Source organism: Micrococcus sp. EWR3.9.1 (assembly GCF_052615555.1).
Genome location: NZ_JBQXFD010000001.1, coordinates 1 through 15,818, shown reverse-complemented (window position 1 = coordinate 15,818; position 15,818 = coordinate 1). Strand labels below are relative to the sequence as shown.

Here is a 15,818-nt window from a genome sequence, read left to right as displayed (position 1 = left end):
CCGGCCGACTCTACGCCCGGCTGCGGACCGGGAGTCCGTCGATCGGTTGAGGCCCGGCGGCGTCGTCCCTGCGAAGTTGGAGCCGTGGGACCGGCCGCCGTGGGACCTCGGGCTGTCCCGCTCGCCATCATCGGCGACCTGCACTTGGACCTCACTGACGCGCAGTGGGTGAACAGCCTCTATGCCGTGCTGCTGGCCGCCCTGTTGCTCTCCACCGGCAACCTCGCGGACCGATGGGGTCGCAAGCGGCTCTTCCTCACCGGGTCCGCGCTGATCGCCCCGTATCCGCGCCGCCCTGCGGCACAACACCCCCTTTGTTGCTACCGTTTCGGTGTCCACTTCCACGCAACAGCGGGTGTCCGAGGTCGGTTGCTCCCCTTGGCATCGCACCGCAGATTGGTCGCCATGAACGACATGCACTCGCTGGGCCGACTGATCGCCCCAGCCCAGGAGCGGAACGGCTGGTCCCTCAGCGACCTCGCCGCCCGCGCCGACCGCGCGGGGTACGACATGAGCCACGCCAGCTTCGCGCGGCTCAAGTCCACCCCGGTCACCTCGATCAAGGGCGAGAACATCACGATGCTCGCGCTCGTGCTGAGGGTGCCCGTGGCCCACGTGGTCACCGCAGCGCTGGAGTCCATAGGAGTGGAGCTCGACTCGGCTCTTCACCCGTCGGTCCTCGACGTCGTTCAGGAATCCCCTGACCTATCGACGTATGACCAGGAGCTGCTCGCTGCAGTCCTGCGGGTCATGCTCGACCGACGTAGGACGGACCACCATGACGAGCGCGACCACGCAGACCAGGATCAGGACCGCGAGCGCGGCACGGCCGAGCGCGGGGGAGCGCGCGGCGGTGACGCTGGCGCTGAACAAAAGACCGCGGCGGCCGACGCGCCGGCCGACTTCGATCTGGCAGCACACCCCGACTTCGAGCTGACCCGCGACCGGCAGGCCCGGGAGTGGGGCGACGTCGGCGAGGAGAACCAGGACCCCGGCGACGAGGCCGGCGCATGAGCGCCAACACGAACTTCTTCACGTCGCAGCAGCCCGCCGCGGTCTTCAAGCTCAAGGTGCTGGAGGACTACCTCACACCGTGGGCCATGAAGGTTGCTAGCAAGGCCCCTCGGGAGGTGGCCTATGTCGATGGCTACGCCGGCGCGGGGCAGTACGACGACGCGCACAAGGGGTCGCCGCTCTACGCGGTGGACATCGCACGCAAGCTTGCAGCGCAGAACCGCATCATGCACATCCACCTCGTGGAGCGAGATAGGGCTCATGCGGAGACCCTCCGGCACGCGGTCGCCGCGCAGGGGCAGGGGGCCGGTCCCGTCTATCTGCACCACGGCGCCGTGGAGGAGCAGATCGACGCGATCCTCAACGACATCGGCACCCGCCCAGCTCTGTTCTTTCTCGACCCGTTCGGCACGGCCCTGCCGTACGACGTCGTCGCCTCGAAGCTGCTCCTGCGGCCAGCGCGGTCGACCGAGGTCCTCTTGAACTTCAGTCTCTCCACCGTGTGGCGCATCGGAGGGATCGTCCGGAAGGGAGCCTCCGCCTCAAGTGGCGAGACCGTCACCCTCCTCCGCGGTGACCGTTTTCTTGGTGGGCCGTGGTGGCGGGAGGTCTTCGCTGAGGCTCGGCGGCAGGCTGACGTGAGTGGCGACAGCTCCTCCGCCGCTACAGCCGCCTCCTACGTGGCGCGCGAGTACATGCAGCGCATGACCGGAGAGACCGCCCACAACGTCATCTCCGTCCCAATCCGCCGGACCCCGTCTGAGGGGCCGATCTTCACGCTGATGCTCTTCTACCAGCACTTCGCTGCGCCCATGCTCTTCGCTGACGCCGCGGCTCGGGCTCACAGGAAGTGGCGGCAGGTCAACTCCGAGAACTACTACCAGGGACTGCTCGACGACACCCAGGGGTCGCTCTTCGACCTGCAGGAGACGTTCGACCAGCAGGTGGTCGCAGAGCAGACCGACGTCAGAAACCGGGCCATCGCCGCTATCCAGACGAGGCTCTCGTCTCACCTCGGTCAAGGCCAGGCGGTGCGGATCTGCGACGACGTGCCCCACTGGCTAGGCGAACACCTCGGCACGGCAGGCGCCTCAGAGGTACGGCAGGCCATCAAGAATCTCCAGAAGGCCGGGATCACCCAGGGCTACACCAAAGACATGGTGGATGGGCGCGCGGTCATCCTGCCAGCGCGGCGCGGGAGGTAGGCATCTCGTCCCAGGTGCGCCCCTCCAAGAGCCGCCCGTTGGCCTTAGGCGTCCGCCCACCCCACTGCTTGAAGAAGAACGCCACGTCGGCAGACACGCATTGGTCGCGGATGTCCTCCACCCAGGCCTGGTCCATGGGGCGATGGTTCGCACCAGACTCGCCGCCCGCGATGACCCAGTCGATGCCGGCCAAATCCAGATCCCGCAGGGGTCCGATGAGGGGCTCGCAGGAGAGGAACCGGACCGCTGCCGGCACCTCGCGGAGATGGTCGATGCGGCCCGTCACAGTCTCGTCCTCCACGGAGACGCCCATCCACAAGTTGGCCGGCCAGTCGAGGCGATCGGCTAGACGGGCCATCCGCAGTGAGCGCTTCGTCAGCGCCTGATATGTGTGCTGCGGCGTCTCGCGCATGACGTCGAAGATGTCCCGGATGAACCCCAACGGAACTTTGGCGTGGAAGAGATCGCTCATGGAGTTCACGAACACCACGCGCGGGGCCTTCCACGAGCGGGGCTGGCCCAGGGCCTTCGGATGGAGGGTGACGCCAAACCCGGGGCCGGACGTCACCGGGTTCCCATCGTTCTGGTACTTCTCAGCACCCATCGCCTTGAGCCGCTTGGCTAAGGTCAGCGCGTAGCAGTTGTCGCAGCCGGCCGCCACGCGGTCGCAACCGGTCACGGGGTTCCACGTCACCTCGGTCCACTCAATCGCTGAGGTGTTCGCCATCGCGATCGCTCCTTCCCTGGAAGACCTGCTCCAGTCGAACAGATGTTCGACCCTTTGTCACGCAGGCGCGCTCAGTCCACCACAGTCCAGCTCGTGCTCACCCATACCGTGTCCGTCCCCACAACGACGATGGTCGCATGTTCCACCCCTGGCGGGCGCTGCGCACGCTGACGTACGTCGTCGTGGTCTGGGCCCGCCCACACCCGACGGCGCCAGCCGCGACCGATGGCGCGACGGTGATCTGGCTCGACCCCCGCATGACGCAGGCCGAGCGGCGGTGCGCGCTCACCCACGAGCTCGTGCACCTCGAGCACGGCCACCGCGGCTGCCAGCCGCCGGCCGTCGAGCACGCCGTACGCGCGGCCGCGGCCCGGCAGCTGATTACGCTCGAGCAGCTCGCCGACGCCCTGCCTTGGTCCATGAGCCTGGACGAGCTCGCCGACGAACTGTGGGTGACCCCGCTCGTGCTTACCGACCGACTGGCCGGCCTCACCCGGACCGAGCGGGAGCATCTCGCCGCGTTGGCCACCGAGCACTCTGCCTGAGCGCCTGCTAGGCGGGGGCCATCGGCTAGGTCAGAATCAAGGCAACGCGCCGCGCAGGGCGCACCACCAAGGAGGGCGACATGGCGAAGACGACCAAGTACACGGCGGAAGTGTCAGAGGGGCGAGACGAGCTGCTCGACGGCAAGACGATCGCACGCCTACGCACCATCGCAGTGAAGAACCAGCGCGGCGAGACCGTACGGGAGCTCAAGGCCGCGGACAACGACGAGGACGTGCGCGCGAAGCTGCGCGCCGCGGGCTACACCCTCAAGGACTGGGCCGGCGGCACTACGCCCGCCACCCTGGAGCGTGGGCGCAACCCGCTCGTCGCGGGCTGCCTCTGGCCCCTCGTGGCCGTGATGGCACTGCTCGCGTGGGCAATCTTCTCTGCCTTCAGCAACGCCAGCCCTGACGAGCCGGAGGAGTGGGACGCGAAGATTGCCTGCCAGACCCTCGTCAAGGAGAAGCTGCGCGCCCCCAGCACCGCCAAGTTCTCCCGCGAGACGGCATCCGGGGGGCCGAAGGCATGGACAGTGACCGGAGCGGTCGAAGCGGAGAACGCGTTGGGCGGCACGGTTGGGCACCGGTACTCCTGCTCGGTGACCTTTACCGGCGACGACGAGTACCGCGGAACGGCCACCATCACGGACCGCTGATCCCACGTACTACGTCCACCCCCGGGCGTACCGTCCCGACATGACCACCACCACCCAGGCGCCCGCGTGCGCCGGCCACCTGTCCGTTCGTGACCACATGGCGCTGCAGCTGTGGGGGCGGCGGTGGCGGCACGGGGCCGCGCGTGACCGGGCCGCTGAGCATCTGGTCGGGTTGCAGGGCACGGCGCTGGCGATGCGCGTGGCCACGCTCGCCGAGGACCCGGTGGCGATCGCCGCCTACCCGGTGATCACGCGGCGGGCCCGGGAGGCTCGGCAGACCCGCGAGCGCGCGGTACGGGTGCCAGCTGCTTAACGTGTCCGCCCCCTCGGGGAGCGTGGAGGCCGCGAAGGGAAGCGCAAGAGAGGCCCCGTCCAGCAGCCAGCTGGACGGGGCCTCTCGCTGCGCCAGGGGTCAGGCGCCGGGGGGAGGCTCCCAGCCGATCGCGTCGACCGCGGCACGCTGGGCGTCCAGCAGCAGGTGCGCGTACACGCGGGAGGTGGTCTGCAGCGACTCGTGACCGAGGCGGTGCTGGACGACCTGTGCGGGGACCCCATCCATGAGGGCCCACGAGGCGAACGTGTGCCGCAGGCTGTGCGGGGTCAGGTGCTTGGCGATCCCGGCGGCCGCGAGCGCCGGCTTCCAGTGGCGCTCGACGAAGTTCGTGCGGTGGATGACGCCGCCGCCGGGGGCGGTCAGGAGGAACTCGTCGGCGGCACGGCCGGCGGCCAATGGCTCGAGTGTTTCGACGGCCCAGTCGGGGAGCATGATCGTGCGGCGGCCGCGGGCGGTCTTGGGGACGCCGAGGACGGCGCCCTCCTTGCCCTTCTTCCAGGCGCGGCGCACGTGGATGACGCTGGCTGCGACGTCGAGGTCGCGGACCTGCAGGGCGGTGGCCTCGCCCCAGCGGGCGCCGGTGACGAGCAGGACGATCAGCAGCGGCTGGTACGACTCGGATATGGCTGCGTAGAAGCGCGCCCACTCGGCTCGGCTGAAGATGCCGCGCTCCTCCTCGACGTCGTCGTCGGGCAGGTCGGCGCCGCGCGCGGGGTTGGCTGGCAGGATGCCCTCCTGGACGGCGAGGCCGAGGACCGCGGAGAGCAGGGCGTGCGCGTTGCGGACCGTCTTCGGAGACACCGTGGCCAGCGGCGGCTCGGGCCGCGGGGGAGTGGCGGCCGCGGCGCGGGCGGCGGCCGCGCGCCAGCGGGCCGTGGGCTGCTGCAGCTGCCACCGGATCCACTCGGCCACCGTGCGGCGGTCGATCATGTCCACGGGCAGCTCGCCGAGGCGGGGCAGGAACGTGCGCGCGGCCTCTGCCTCGTACCCGGCCAGGGTGCCCGGGGTGCAGCGGAGCCCGCGGTGCTCGATGTACCGCGGGAAGAACTCGGCGAGCGTGGGCATGCCCGGGGCACTGTCCACCTGGGCCTCGAGGATCCGGCGGGCCACCGTGGGCCCCTGCCGCGGGTCCTCCACGATCGCCTTGACGCGCTGGGCGCCGGCCTCGCGGGCGAGGGCCGGCAGCCACTGGAACCGGCCGGCCTCGTAGAAGCCGACCCGGTACGTGGTCCGGCCGGCCTTGTTCGTGCGCGTCTGGATGGTAGCCAACGCATCTCTCCTGGTGCTCTCCGATGATGTGCGTACCCCGTGGGGACCGAGCACTACCCAACAGCACTACCAAGACGAGATAAGGCCCGGAATCATCCGCATGATTCCGGGCCTTACGGTGGGGTGAGCGACGGGGATTGAACCCGCGACCTTCTGGACCACAACCAGACGCTCTGCCGACTGAGCTACGCCCACCATGCCTGCTCCACACGGACGGATCCGCGCGGCGCAGCGGGGTCCACAGTACACGAGATCCCGCGCAGCGCCGAATCGGGGCGGCGAGGCCGGGGTGCCGGCTCAGGCCTGCGCCCCGGACACCACCTCCGCAATGGCGCGGGCCTCCTCCGTGGTGGGGCCGGGGGCGGGGGCCATGACGGCGGCCCGGTAGTAGCGCAGCTCGGTGATGGAGTCCTTGATGTCCCCGAGAGCGCGGTGGCCCCCGGTCTTGGCGGGGGCCTGGTAGTAGGCGCGCGGGTACCAGCGCCGGGCCAGCTCCTTCACGGTGGACACGTCCACGATCCGGTAGTGCAGATGGTCGACGACGGCGGGCATGTAGCGGGCGAGGAACAGCTTGTCCTGGCCCACCGTGTTGCCGGCCAGCAGGCCCTTGCCGGCCGGCACGCGGGCCGCGATGTACTCGAGGACGCGCGCTGCGGCGTCGTCGAGCTCGAGACCCTCCGCCAGCTCCGGCAGCAGGCCGGAGGTGGTGTGCATGTCCCGGACGAACGGGTCCATCTGCTCGAGGGCCGCCGCGGAGGGACGGATCACCAGGTCGATGCCCTCGTCCAGGATGTTCAGCTCGGCGTCCGTGATGAGCACCGCCACCTCGACGAGCTCGTCGACCTGGGGGTGCAGGCCGGTCATCTCGCAGTCGATCCAGACCAGGGGGGCGCTCTCCGGCGCGGGGGTGCTCGTCTCGCTCATGCCCCCAGGCTACTCGCGTGTCACGATGGTAGATTCGAGCGAGCCGCGCCCTCGCGCGCCCTCGCAGGACCGCACGGAAGGACCCGTCGCATGAGCGTGTCGACCCCGCGTCCGTCCGGGTCCACGGCCCACCGGCCGGAGTACGTCGGCGTCGGCGGCCTCCGCGCGGACCCCCAGGTCGCCGGCGCGGACTGGTGGCCCATCCTGGTGGGGACCCTCGGCTCCCTCCTCCTGGTGGTGGGCTCGTACTCCGTCGGCTGGCTGGCCTCGGCCTCCCCGATCAACCGCTGGCAGTGGCTGATCCCGTGGCGCACCCAGGAGACCGGCGTGCTCGCCGGCACAGCGCTCCTCACCCTCGGCTGCTGGGTGATGTTCTGGGCCTGGCTGCGCCTGGGCCAGACGATCCGCCCCTTCGGTCGCGGCGCCCTGCGCACGGTCAACCTCGCCACCGTCCTGTGGTGCCTGCCCCAGGTCGTGGCCCTGCCGATCTTCAGCCGGGACATCTTCGCCTACGTGGGACAGGGCCGTCTCATGGAGGCGGGGCAGGACCCCTACGTGGACACGATCTCCTCGCTGTCCAACTGGTTCCAGCTCGGAGCGGACGCCACCTGGGCGGACTCCGAGACCCCGTACGGTCCGATCTTCCTCTGGATCGAGCAGGCCGTCGTCGCGATCTCGGGGGACATGAACCCGGACCTGGCGATCTTCCTGTTCCGCCTGGTGGCGGTGGCCGGCGTCGCGCTGATCATGGTCTTCGTGCCGTTGCTGGCCCGCCGGCTGGGCGTCAACGGTGCGTGGGCGCAGTGGATCAGCGTCGCCAACCCGCTCTTCACCATCAGCTTCGTCGCGTCCGGGCACAACGACGCCCTCATGGTCGGCCTCGCCCTGGCCGGCACGTGGTGCGCGCTGCGCGCCGGGCATCCGCTCCGCCCCCAGCGGCCCGGGCAGTCCGTCGCGTGGGGGGTGGCCGGCGTCGTGCTGGTCACCCTGTCCCTGGGCATCAAGCCCATCACGCTCGTGCTGCTCCCGTTCATCGGCCTGCTGTGGGCCGGCCCGACGGCCCGATGGCCGCGCCGGTTCGCCTTCTGGGCCCTCACCGCCGGGATCTCCTTCGGCCTCATGGCCCTGGTGGGGGTGCTCAACGGCTTCGGCTTCGGCTGGGTGGCCGTCATGGTCGGCACGGGCACGGGCACCGTGCCGTGGGGGCCGATCGGCATGCTGTCCCTCATCACGGTGGGGGCGAGCGAGCTCTTCGGACAGGGGGCGGACGTGCAGGCCGTCGAGGGCGTGTACAAGACCGCCGGACGCGCGCTCTCGGTGCTCATCGTGCTGGCCCTGATGTTCCTCGGCCGCCAGGACCGCGTGATGACGCGCATGACCTGGGCGTTCACCGCGCTGGTGATCCTCTCGCCCATCATCCAGCCCTGGTACCTGCTGTGGCTGCTGCCGTTCTTCGCCGTGCTCGGCATCCGGGACAACTGGCAGATCAAGTGGGTCGTGTTCACGGTCGGCTACTTCCTGGCGTTCGGCGCCGCGGACCAGCTCTTCACCTGGCAGTTCCTGGACATCGCGGACCAGGTCAAGGCCGTGTCCCTGATCGTCTCCGCCGTGTGTCTGCTGTGGATCCTCGTCGTGGACCGCCGCACCAGCCGGTTCGTGAAGGACCACTGGCACGTGCGCCCCGCCGTACGCGCCGGCCTGGCCCGGCTCCGTGGCGCCCCTCGACCCGCGGAGCCGGCGGAGTGAGGCCCGCCGCCTCCGCGACGACCGGCGCCCGAGGGCCCCGTCCGAGCCGCGTGACGGCGCAGCCCGAGCCGGAGGCGGCCGTCCGCCGGGGCACGTGGGCGTCCGTGCTCATCACGGTGGGCTCCTGGGGCGTGGGGTGGCTGCCGATGACGCCCGACTCGGTGTTCTCCGGCACCACCCTGCTCAACCCGCTGCGGGTCTACCTTCCCGGCGTGCTGCTCAGCACCGTGCTGCTGGCCGCCGGCTCGCTGCTCCTCGTCCGATCCTGGCTCGAGCTGGGGCGCGCGCTGCGGGGCCGCTGGGAGGAGCACGGCCGCCTGGTGGCCCGGGCCGCCTGGTGGTGGTCCGCCCCGCTGATGCTCGCGCTGCCGATCTTCTCCCGCGATGTGTTCTCCTACCTCCAGCAGGGCCGGCTCCTCGCGTCGGGTCTCGACCCGTATTCCCAGGGCGTGTCCGCCCTGCCCGGCTGGTTCATGCAGGGAGCGGACTCCATCTGGGCCGAGTCCCCGTCCCCCTACGGGCCGCTGTTCCTGCTGTTCGCCGAGACGACGTGGCGGGCCACGGGCGGCAACATCGAGCTCTCCGTCACGGCGTTCCGGCTCCTGGCGCTCGCGGGCCTGGCGCTGTGCCTGTGGGCGGTGCCGCGGCTGGCCGCCGTCGCGGGCCGATGCGGGGTGTGGGCCACGTGGGTGGCCGTGGCGAACCCACTGTTCCTGCTCTACATGATCGCCGGCGCCCACAACGACGCGCTGATGTCGGGGCTGATGCTCGCGGGCATCCTGCTCATGGTCCGCCCGCCCCGCCGCCGCGTGCATGCGCTGTGGGGGATCGTGCTGATCGCCCTGTCCGTTGCGATCAAGCCCCTGACAGCTTTGGTGCTGCCCTTCGTGGCCCTGCTCCTGCCCACCGGCTGGGCCCGGTTCCGCGCGGCCGATCCGCGCCTGCGCCGGCGGGACCGGCTCGGCCCGTGGTTCACGACGGCGGTGATCTCCCTGGCCGTCCTCACGATCCTCGGCGCCGGCTCCGGCCTCTGGTTCGGCTGGGTCCCGGCCATGCTCACGAGCGGGGACGCGGCGTTCCCGTATGCCCCCGTGGGCCTGCTCGGCCTGCTGCTCGGCGCGGTCGTCGAAGCCGTGACGCCCCTGGGGGCGCGCGACGTGGCCGCGGCCTTCTACACCGCGATGACGGTGTCGGCCCTCGGCTTCACGGCCTGGCTGGCCCTGCGCCGCCGGCCCCTGGACCCGGTGTTCAGCGCGGCGGCCGTGCTCGTGGTGGCCGTCGCCACCGCCCCGATCGTCCAGCCGTGGTACCTGCTCTGGGTCCTGCCGCTGCTGGCGTGCGCCCTCCGCCCGCTGCCGTGGGGCGCCGACCATCCCCGCTGGCTCGGGTGGGTCACCGCGCTCGCGGTCCTGTTGCTCACCGGCGTCGGCGTGGTGGACCAGCTCTCCGTGGCGCAGTGGCTGCCGGTCCTGGCCGTCCGCGTGTTCACCCTGGTCCTGATGCTCGCGGGGATCGGATGGATCATCCACCGCGATCCCGTCACCGCGCCCCTGTTCCCCGGGCGGCGGCGTCCTCCCCTGGAGGTGGTCGAGCCGCGGGCCGCGGCGGCGTCGCCGACGCCTCCGGAGGCGGGCGTGCCGCCGGACGCGCCGCCCGACGGGCCGCCGTCGACCGCCGCGCACCCCGCCTCCTCGTCCACCCGCATCCCCCAGGAGAGACCGTGACCTCCCACCCCCGCAGTCCCGCCCCGTCCCGTCCGAGCGGCCGCTGGGTCGGCCTGCTCGTCGGCCTGACCGTGGTGGCCGCCGCCGTCGGCGTGCTGACCAAGCAGTGGTGCCGCGTGAACGGCTGGGCGGCCCCCGGCGTGCACGCGCACATGTGCTATTCGGACTTCGCCCAGCTGTTCCCCACGCGGGGCCTCTCGGACGGCCACTTCCCCTTCTACACGCCGCTGCCGCCCGAGCAGTGGATGGAGTACCCGGCGTTGCTGGCCGTGGTCGCGGGTGTGACCATGTGGCTCGTGCCCGCCTCCGGCGACCTGCACGAGCGCACCGTGACCTACTTCGACGTGAACGCGATCGGCGTGGTGCTGTGCTGGATCGTGCTGGTCGTCGCGACCGCGTACACCGCGCGCGGTCGCTCCCGGGACGCCCTGCTCGTGGCCCTGGCCCCGGGGATCATCCTGACCTCGATGCTCAACTGGGACCTGTGGGCCGTGATGCTGGCCGCCCTGGCCCTGTGGGCGTGGACGGCGGGCCGTCCGACCCTCGCCGGCCTGCTCATCGGGCTCGGCACCGCCACGAAGCTCTACCCGCTGTTCTTCTTCGGCGCGATCTTCGTGCTGGCGCTGCGCACGGGCCGCTGGGCCGGGTTCGTGAAGGCGGCCCTGGCCGGGGCCGCGGCCTGGCTCGCGGTGAACCTCCCGTTCATGCTGACGGCGTTCGACCAGTGGTCGCGCTTCTACACGTTCTCGGGGGACCGCGCGGTCTCCTTCTCCTCGACCTGGCTGGCGCTGGCCTGGACAGGATGGTCCGGGGAGACGTTCACGACGCTTCAGAACGGCCTGTTCCTGGTGTGCTGCGTGGGGATCGCCTACCTCGCCCTCGCGGCGCGGCACCGTCCGCGCATGGCCCAGCTGTGCTTCCTGATCGTGGCGTCCTTCATCCTGTGGGGGAAGGTGTACTCGCCGCAGTTCGTGATGTGGCTGATCCCGCTCGTGGTCCTCGCGACGCCGCGGTGGCGCGCGTTCTGGATCTGGCAGGCCGTGGAGGTCTACCACTGGGGCGGGGTGTGGATGGAGTCGGCGCGCATCACCTCCGACGGGGCGTTCGCCGGCGGCGCCTGGTGGATCACCGCCTGGTATGCCTCGGGGATCGTGGCGCACATCGTCGCCCTCGTGTGGCTCATGACCACGGTGGTCAAGGACATCCTGGACCCCGTCCGCGACCCGGTGCGCCGCACCGCACTCGACCAGGGGGCCCCCGAGATCGCCCCGGGGGTGGCCGAGGACCCGCACGCCGGCGTCTTCACCGGTGCCCGTGACCGACTGCTCCTGCCCCCGGCCGGACTCGGCCTGCAGCCACTCGGCGAGTCCGCGGGCCGCTGACGGCGGAGCGGGTCCGCCGGCGCCGTGGGGTTCCGCTCAGCGGTGCTCGAGGTACGTCGTGCAGGTGGGCGAGACCGCGCGGTCCGGGTGGTGCAGGACGACGACGTCGCCCGCGGACCAGACCCGCTCGAAGCCGAGCCGCTCGGCGCGGGCCAGCGCCTGCTCCGGGGTGAGGGGGTCCCAGCCGCCGAGCTCGGGCACCGAGGTGTCCACGATCATCCACGTGGCCAGCTCGTCGCCGATGTCCCCGTGCAGCCCGACGTGGGTGCGGGCCGTCAGGTGCGGCACGGCGTTGTCGGCGGCCTCGACGCACACCCCGTCCGGGATCAGCCCGACCGCGTGGTCGAGGTCGCGGGCGTGCTGCGTCATCGTCATGTCGCCGGCGATCGTGCGGTGCAGCGGGTACACCTGCGGGAAGAACGCGGTGCCGATCAGACCGGCGGCCAGTGCCGCGGAGACGAGGACGGCGGGCAGCCGGCGCAGCGTGTCCCGGCGTCCGGCCAGCCGGTGGGCCGCCTCGAGCGCGGCCATGAGCAGCAGCGGGGCGAGGATCGCGTCGTACTGGTACACGGGGGCCCACACGTTGAGGCGGTCGTTGAACAGCCGCGAGAGCAGGATCGGCAGGGCCATCAGCGTGAGCGGGCTCAGGACCGGCAGGAACAGCAGCGGGACGAAGTGCAGGAGCCAGAGGGCCACCTTCAGCGGGTGGTCGAACAGCACCGCGACGGCGTTCCACGGCTGGGTCAGCAGGAACAGGACCGAACTGCGCATGTCCGGGCCCAGGGCGGTGAACTGCCAGTAGCCGAACGCGCCGGTGGGGGAGTAGTGGGGGATCACCACGGACGTGGCGAACCAGTAGCCGAGCACGCCCAGCACGGCGGTGACCGCGGCCTGCGGCCAGAAGCGACGGATCGCCATCACCAGGGCCACGGCCAGCAGGGTCACGCCCATGTCCTCTCGGACCGTGAGCAGCAGCGCCGCCAGGCCGGTGGCGAGCCACGCCCGCTGCCCGTCCAGGGCCCACACGAGCCAGGCGAGGATCGGCACGCCGAGGGTGACCTCGTGGAAGTCCCAGTTCACCATCGCCTGGAAGGGCCAGGAGAGCAGCAGGGCGGCGACGGCGGCCAGGGCCACCCCGTGTCCCGCGCGACGACGGGCGAACAGGTACACCGGCACGGCGGACGCGGCGAGGGCCAGCGCCATGACCACGCCGAGCATGCGGGGGTCCGGCCATACCCAGTAGAAGGGCGCCAGCAGCGCGAGGATCGGGTGGAAGTGGTCGCCGAGGATGTGGAAGTCCACGCCCTTGACGGAGCTGAGGGGGGCGTTGAACAGCGCGTACTGCCGCACCACCTGGTCGAAGATGCCCAGGTCGTAGCCCTTGGCCTCGTAGGTGGCGTACCGGAGGAAGGAGTGCGTCACGTACAGGGCCGCGGCCGCGACGAGCAGGGCGGCCAGCTGGACGCCCTCGCGACGGGTCACACGGACCTCGGGGACGGCGGGTCGCGGGGCGCGGAGCCAGGAGCGCAGACGGTCCAGGACGGTCTCCTTCGGGCGGTCGTCGGGCGTGCTCGGACGGCTCCGCCCCTGGTCTGGGTGCCCCAGGAGGGATTCGAACCCCCGACCGGCGGATTAGAAGGCCGCTGCTCTGTCCAGCTGAGCTACTGGGGCTGGGCCGTGTCAGTCTAACGGCCGCCGGCCGCGGCGCCGTCGGCTCCTGCACAGTCGCCCGGGGACCTCCGCGCGTCCCCAGACCGGCCCCGATCCTGCCGGGGTGCCCCGCGGTGGGGTTGTCTGGCCATGGCGGATCAGCCGATGCGCCGACGACCCGCCCCGGCGCCCACCGGGGCCCAGCCCAGGAGGCACACCATGCAGGACCTCATCACCGTGCGCGGCTTCGTGGCCACGGACCCCGCCACCCGCCACACCGCATCGGGGGCCGCCGTGACCGGCTTCCGCCTGGCCACCACCGAGCGGCGCTTCGACCGCGAGACCGCTGAGTGGGTGGACGCCCACACCAACTGGTACAGCATCTCGGCGTTCGGCCAGCTCGGCTCGAACACCGCCCAGTCCGTGAAGAAGGGCAACCCCGTGATCGTCACCGGTCGACTCCGGGTCCGCGACTGGTCCTCGGGCGAGCGCTCCGGCACGTCCGTGGACGTGGTGGCGGACGCCGTCGGGCTGGACCTGGGCTTCGGCTCGGCGGCGTTCCAGCGCAGCCAGCGCGCGGCCGTGCCGCGCCCCGAGTCGGCCCCGCGCGACGACGACGCGTCGGGCGGGCGGGCCGGCGCGGTCGGCGACGGGTTCAGCGCGGGCCTGCCGGACGGGTTCCAGGGTGGCGACGCCCCGGCCTCGCCCGGCCCGGACGAGTCGGACGCGGGCGCCCCCGGGCGCGAGCCGGCGGCGGCCGGCGTCGCCTGACCACGGGGCGGCACGGAGCACGGAGGGGGAGCGGGCTCGGTGGTCGCGGGATCGGCACGATGAGTGGAATCCCGCGGCCACCGACTAGCCTGGGCCGCATGGCGGAATTCATCTACACGATGGTCAAGGCCCGCAAGAAGGTGGGCGACAAACTGATCCTGGACGACGTCACCATGTCGTTCTACCCCGGGGCGAAGATCGGCATGGTCGGCCCCAACGGCGCCGGCAAGTCGACGATCCTGAAGATCATGGCCGGGCTGGACGAGCCCTCGAACGGCGAGGCGCGGCTCTCTCCCGGCTACTCGGTGGGCATCCTGATGCAGGAGCCCAAGCTGGACGAGTCCAAGACGGTGCTCGAGAACGTCCAGGAGGGCGTCGGCGAGATCTACGGCAAGATCCAGCGCTACAACCAGATCTCCGAGGAGATGGCGAACCCGGACGCGGACTTCGACGCCCTCATGGAGGAGATGGGCGAGCTGCAGTCCGCCATCGACGCCGCGGACGCGTGGGACATCGACTCCCAGCTCGAGCAGGCGATGGACGCCCTGCGCACGCCCCCGGGGGACGAGCCGGTCACGAACCTCTCCGGCGGCGAGAAGCGGCGCGTCGCACTGTGCAAGCTGCTGCTGGAGAAGCCCGACCTGCTCCTGCTCGACGAGCCCACCAACCACCTGGACGCCGAGTCCGTGCTGTGGCTCGAGCAGCACCTGGCCTCCTACCCGGGCGCCGTCATCGCCGTCACCCACGACCGGTACTTCCTCGACCACGTCGCGGAGTGGATCGCGGAGGTCGACCGCGGCCGCCTCTACCCGTACGAGGGCAACTACTCCACCTACCTGGAGACCAAGCGTGCCCGCCTCGAGGTGCAGGGCAAGAAGGACGCCAAGCTCGCCAAGCGCCTGGCCGAGGAGCTCGACTGGGTCCGCTCCAACACGAAGGGCCGTCAGGCGAAGTCCAAGGCCCGCCTGGCCCGCTACGAGGAGATGGCGGCCGAGGCCGAGAAGACCCGCAAGCTGGACTTCGAGGAGATCCAGATCCCGCCGGGCCCGCGGCTGGGCACCGTCGTGATCGAGGCCAAGGACCTGAAGAAGGGCTTCGGGGACCGCGTCCTCATCGACGGCCTGTCCTTCTCCCTGCCCCGCAACGGCATCGTCGGCGTGATCGGCCCGAACGGCGTCGGCAAGACCACCCTGTTCAAGACCATCGTCGGCCTCGAGCCCCTGGACGGCGGTGAGCTGAAGATCGGCGAGACCGTGAAGATCTCGTACGTGGACCAGTCTCGCTCCAACATCGACCCCGAGAAGTCGCTGTGGGAGGTCGTCTCGGACGGCCTGGACTACATCAAGGTCGGCAACGTCGAGATGCCCTCGCGCGCCTACGTGTCCGCGTTCGGCTTCAAGGGCCCGGACCAGCAGAAGAAGGCCGGCGTGCTCTCCGGCGGTGAGCGCAACCGCCTGAACCTGGCCCTGACCCTCAAGGAGGGCGGCAACCTGCTGCTCCTCGACGAGCCCACCAACGACCTCGACGTGGAGACCCTGACCTCCCTCGAGAACGCGCTGCTCGAGTTCCCGGGCTGCGCCGTCGTCGTCTCGCACGACCGCTGGTTCCTGGACCGCGTGGCCACCCACATGCTGGCCTACGAGGGCACCGCGGAGGACCCGGCCAACTGGTACTGGTACGAGGGCAACTTCGAGTCCTACGAGGCCAACAAGGTCGATCGGCTCGGCCCCGAGGCCGCCCGCCCGCACCGCATGACGCACCGCAAGCTCACGCGCGACTGAGCCGACGCGCCCCCGGGCGCCGCGCCGACGACGGCCCGCCGCGATCACGTGATCGCGACGGGCCGTCGTCGTGCCGGGGCCGGGTCCACG

At 71.2% G+C, this 15,818-nt stretch carries 14 protein-coding genes and 2 tRNA genes; 10 read left to right on the top strand and 6 right to left on the bottom strand.

Annotated elements, in window-relative coordinates; translation table 11 throughout:
- Positions 1-144: 144 nt before the first annotated feature.
- Both ACUJ8O_RS00080 and tcmP read left to right on the top strand, forming a co-directional pair.
- The gene (locus ACUJ8O_RS00080) at positions 145-1,014 is read left to right on the top strand and encodes a hypothetical protein (RefSeq protein WP_241252184.1); all 870 of its coding nucleotides are present in this window, start codon (positions 145-147) and stop codon (positions 1,012-1,014) included.
- The gene (gene tcmP / locus ACUJ8O_RS00075; RefSeq protein ID WP_095346851.1) at positions 1,011-2,219 is read left to right on the top strand and encodes a three-Cys-motif partner protein TcmP; all 1,209 of its coding nucleotides are present in this window, start codon (positions 1,011-1,013) and stop codon (positions 2,217-2,219) included. The genes ACUJ8O_RS00080 and tcmP overlap by 4 nt, the downstream gene beginning before the upstream one ends.
- Here the strand turns inward: tcmP and ACUJ8O_RS00070 are convergent.
- Positions 2,191-2,946: a DUF5131 family protein gene (locus ACUJ8O_RS00070; protein WP_010078876.1), complete on the bottom strand. Its 756-nt coding sequence runs from the start codon at positions 2,944-2,946 to the stop codon at positions 2,191-2,193. The two genes, tcmP and ACUJ8O_RS00070, sit on opposite strands and share 29 nt — an antisense overlap.
- Before the next feature lie 137 nt (positions 2,947-3,083).
- Between ACUJ8O_RS00070 and ACUJ8O_RS00065 the strand changes: the two genes are divergently transcribed.
- The 3 genes from ACUJ8O_RS00065 (at position 3,084) to ACUJ8O_RS00055 (ending at position 4,460) form a co-directional block, all read left to right on the top strand.
- Positions 3,084-3,491: an ImmA/IrrE family metallo-endopeptidase gene (locus ACUJ8O_RS00065; RefSeq protein ID WP_134417058.1), complete on the top strand. Its 408-nt coding sequence runs from the start codon at positions 3,084-3,086 to the stop codon at positions 3,489-3,491.
- 80 nt (positions 3,492-3,571) lie between these two features.
- Entirely contained in the window at positions 3,572-4,147 is a 576-nt protein-coding gene (locus ACUJ8O_RS00060; protein WP_095346850.1) for a hypothetical protein, read from the top strand.
- Positions 4,148-4,187: 40 nt separating this feature from the next.
- Positions 4,188-4,460, top strand: coding sequence for a DUF3263 domain-containing protein (locus ACUJ8O_RS00055; protein ID WP_010078873.1), 273 nt, complete (start codon positions 4,188-4,190; stop codon positions 4,458-4,460).
- A 99-nt stretch (positions 4,461-4,559) separates the two neighbouring features.
- Here ACUJ8O_RS00055 and ACUJ8O_RS00050 read toward each other — a convergent pair whose 3' ends face one another.
- The 3 genes from ACUJ8O_RS00050 to orn all read right to left on the bottom strand — a co-directional run bounded on the left by ACUJ8O_RS00050 (position 4,560) and on the right by orn (position 6,674).
- The gene (locus ACUJ8O_RS00050) at positions 4,560-5,750 is read right to left on the bottom strand and encodes a tyrosine-type recombinase/integrase (protein ID WP_010078872.1); all 1,191 of its coding nucleotides are present in this window, start codon (positions 5,748-5,750) and stop codon (positions 4,560-4,562) included.
- Between the two features lie 119 nt (positions 5,751-5,869).
- Positions 5,870-5,945: transfer RNA gene (locus tag ACUJ8O_RS00045), tRNA-His, on the bottom strand.
- Between the two features lie 102 nt (positions 5,946-6,047).
- Positions 6,048-6,674 (bottom strand): oligoribonuclease, encoded by a 627-nt coding sequence (gene orn, locus ACUJ8O_RS00040; protein ID WP_002857127.1) that lies wholly within the window; start codon positions 6,672-6,674, stop codon positions 6,048-6,050.
- Between the two features lie 90 nt (positions 6,675-6,764).
- Here orn and mptB (ACUJ8O_RS00035) point away from each other — a divergent pair, with 90 nt between their 5' ends.
- From mptB (ACUJ8O_RS00035) to ACUJ8O_RS00025, 3 genes are read left to right on the top strand one after another with little or no spacing between them, the layout of a single operon-like run.
- Positions 6,765-8,420 (top strand): polyprenol phosphomannose-dependent alpha 1,6 mannosyltransferase MptB, encoded by a 1,656-nt coding sequence (mptB, locus tag ACUJ8O_RS00035; protein WP_061867779.1) that lies wholly within the window; start codon positions 6,765-6,767, stop codon positions 8,418-8,420.
- Between the two features lie 50 nt (positions 8,421-8,470).
- Entirely contained in the window at positions 8,471-10,144 is a 1,674-nt protein-coding gene (gene mptB, locus ACUJ8O_RS00030; protein ID WP_230297487.1) for a polyprenol phosphomannose-dependent alpha 1,6 mannosyltransferase MptB, read from the top strand.
- Positions 10,141-11,526 carry a glycosyltransferase family 87 protein gene (locus ACUJ8O_RS00025; RefSeq protein ID WP_036316843.1) on the top strand — a complete coding sequence of 462 codons (1,386 nt, stop codon included), beginning with the start codon at positions 10,141-10,143 and terminating at the stop codon, positions 11,524-11,526. Before mptB (ACUJ8O_RS00030) ends, ACUJ8O_RS00025 begins: the two co-directional genes overlap by 4 nt.
- Before the next feature lie 36 nt (positions 11,527-11,562).
- On the opposite strand, the gene ACUJ8O_RS00020 is transcribed toward ACUJ8O_RS00025, so the two are convergent.
- Together ACUJ8O_RS00020 and ACUJ8O_RS00015 are read right to left on the bottom strand one after the other, a co-directional pair.
- Positions 11,563-13,008: a DUF2079 domain-containing protein gene (locus ACUJ8O_RS00020; protein ID WP_061867776.1), complete on the bottom strand. Its 1,446-nt coding sequence runs from the start codon at positions 13,006-13,008 to the stop codon at positions 11,563-11,565.
- Positions 13,009-13,123: 115 nt separating this feature from the next.
- Positions 13,124-13,197, bottom strand: a tRNA-Arg gene (locus tag ACUJ8O_RS00015).
- A 198-nt stretch (positions 13,198-13,395) separates the two neighbouring features.
- On the opposite strand from ACUJ8O_RS00015, the gene ACUJ8O_RS00010 reads away from it, so the two are divergent.
- Together ACUJ8O_RS00010 and ettA are read left to right on the top strand one after the other, a co-directional pair.
- On the top strand, positions 13,396-13,947 hold the full coding sequence (locus ACUJ8O_RS00010) for a single-stranded DNA-binding protein (protein ID WP_036381125.1): 552 nt from the start codon (positions 13,396-13,398) through the stop codon (positions 13,945-13,947).
- A 98-nt stretch (positions 13,948-14,045) separates the two neighbouring features.
- Positions 14,046-15,728, top strand: a complete 1,683-nt coding sequence (ettA, locus tag ACUJ8O_RS00005) for an energy-dependent translational throttle protein EttA (protein WP_036341629.1) — start codon at positions 14,046-14,048, stop codon at positions 15,726-15,728.
- Positions 15,729-15,818 lie beyond the last annotated feature (90 nt).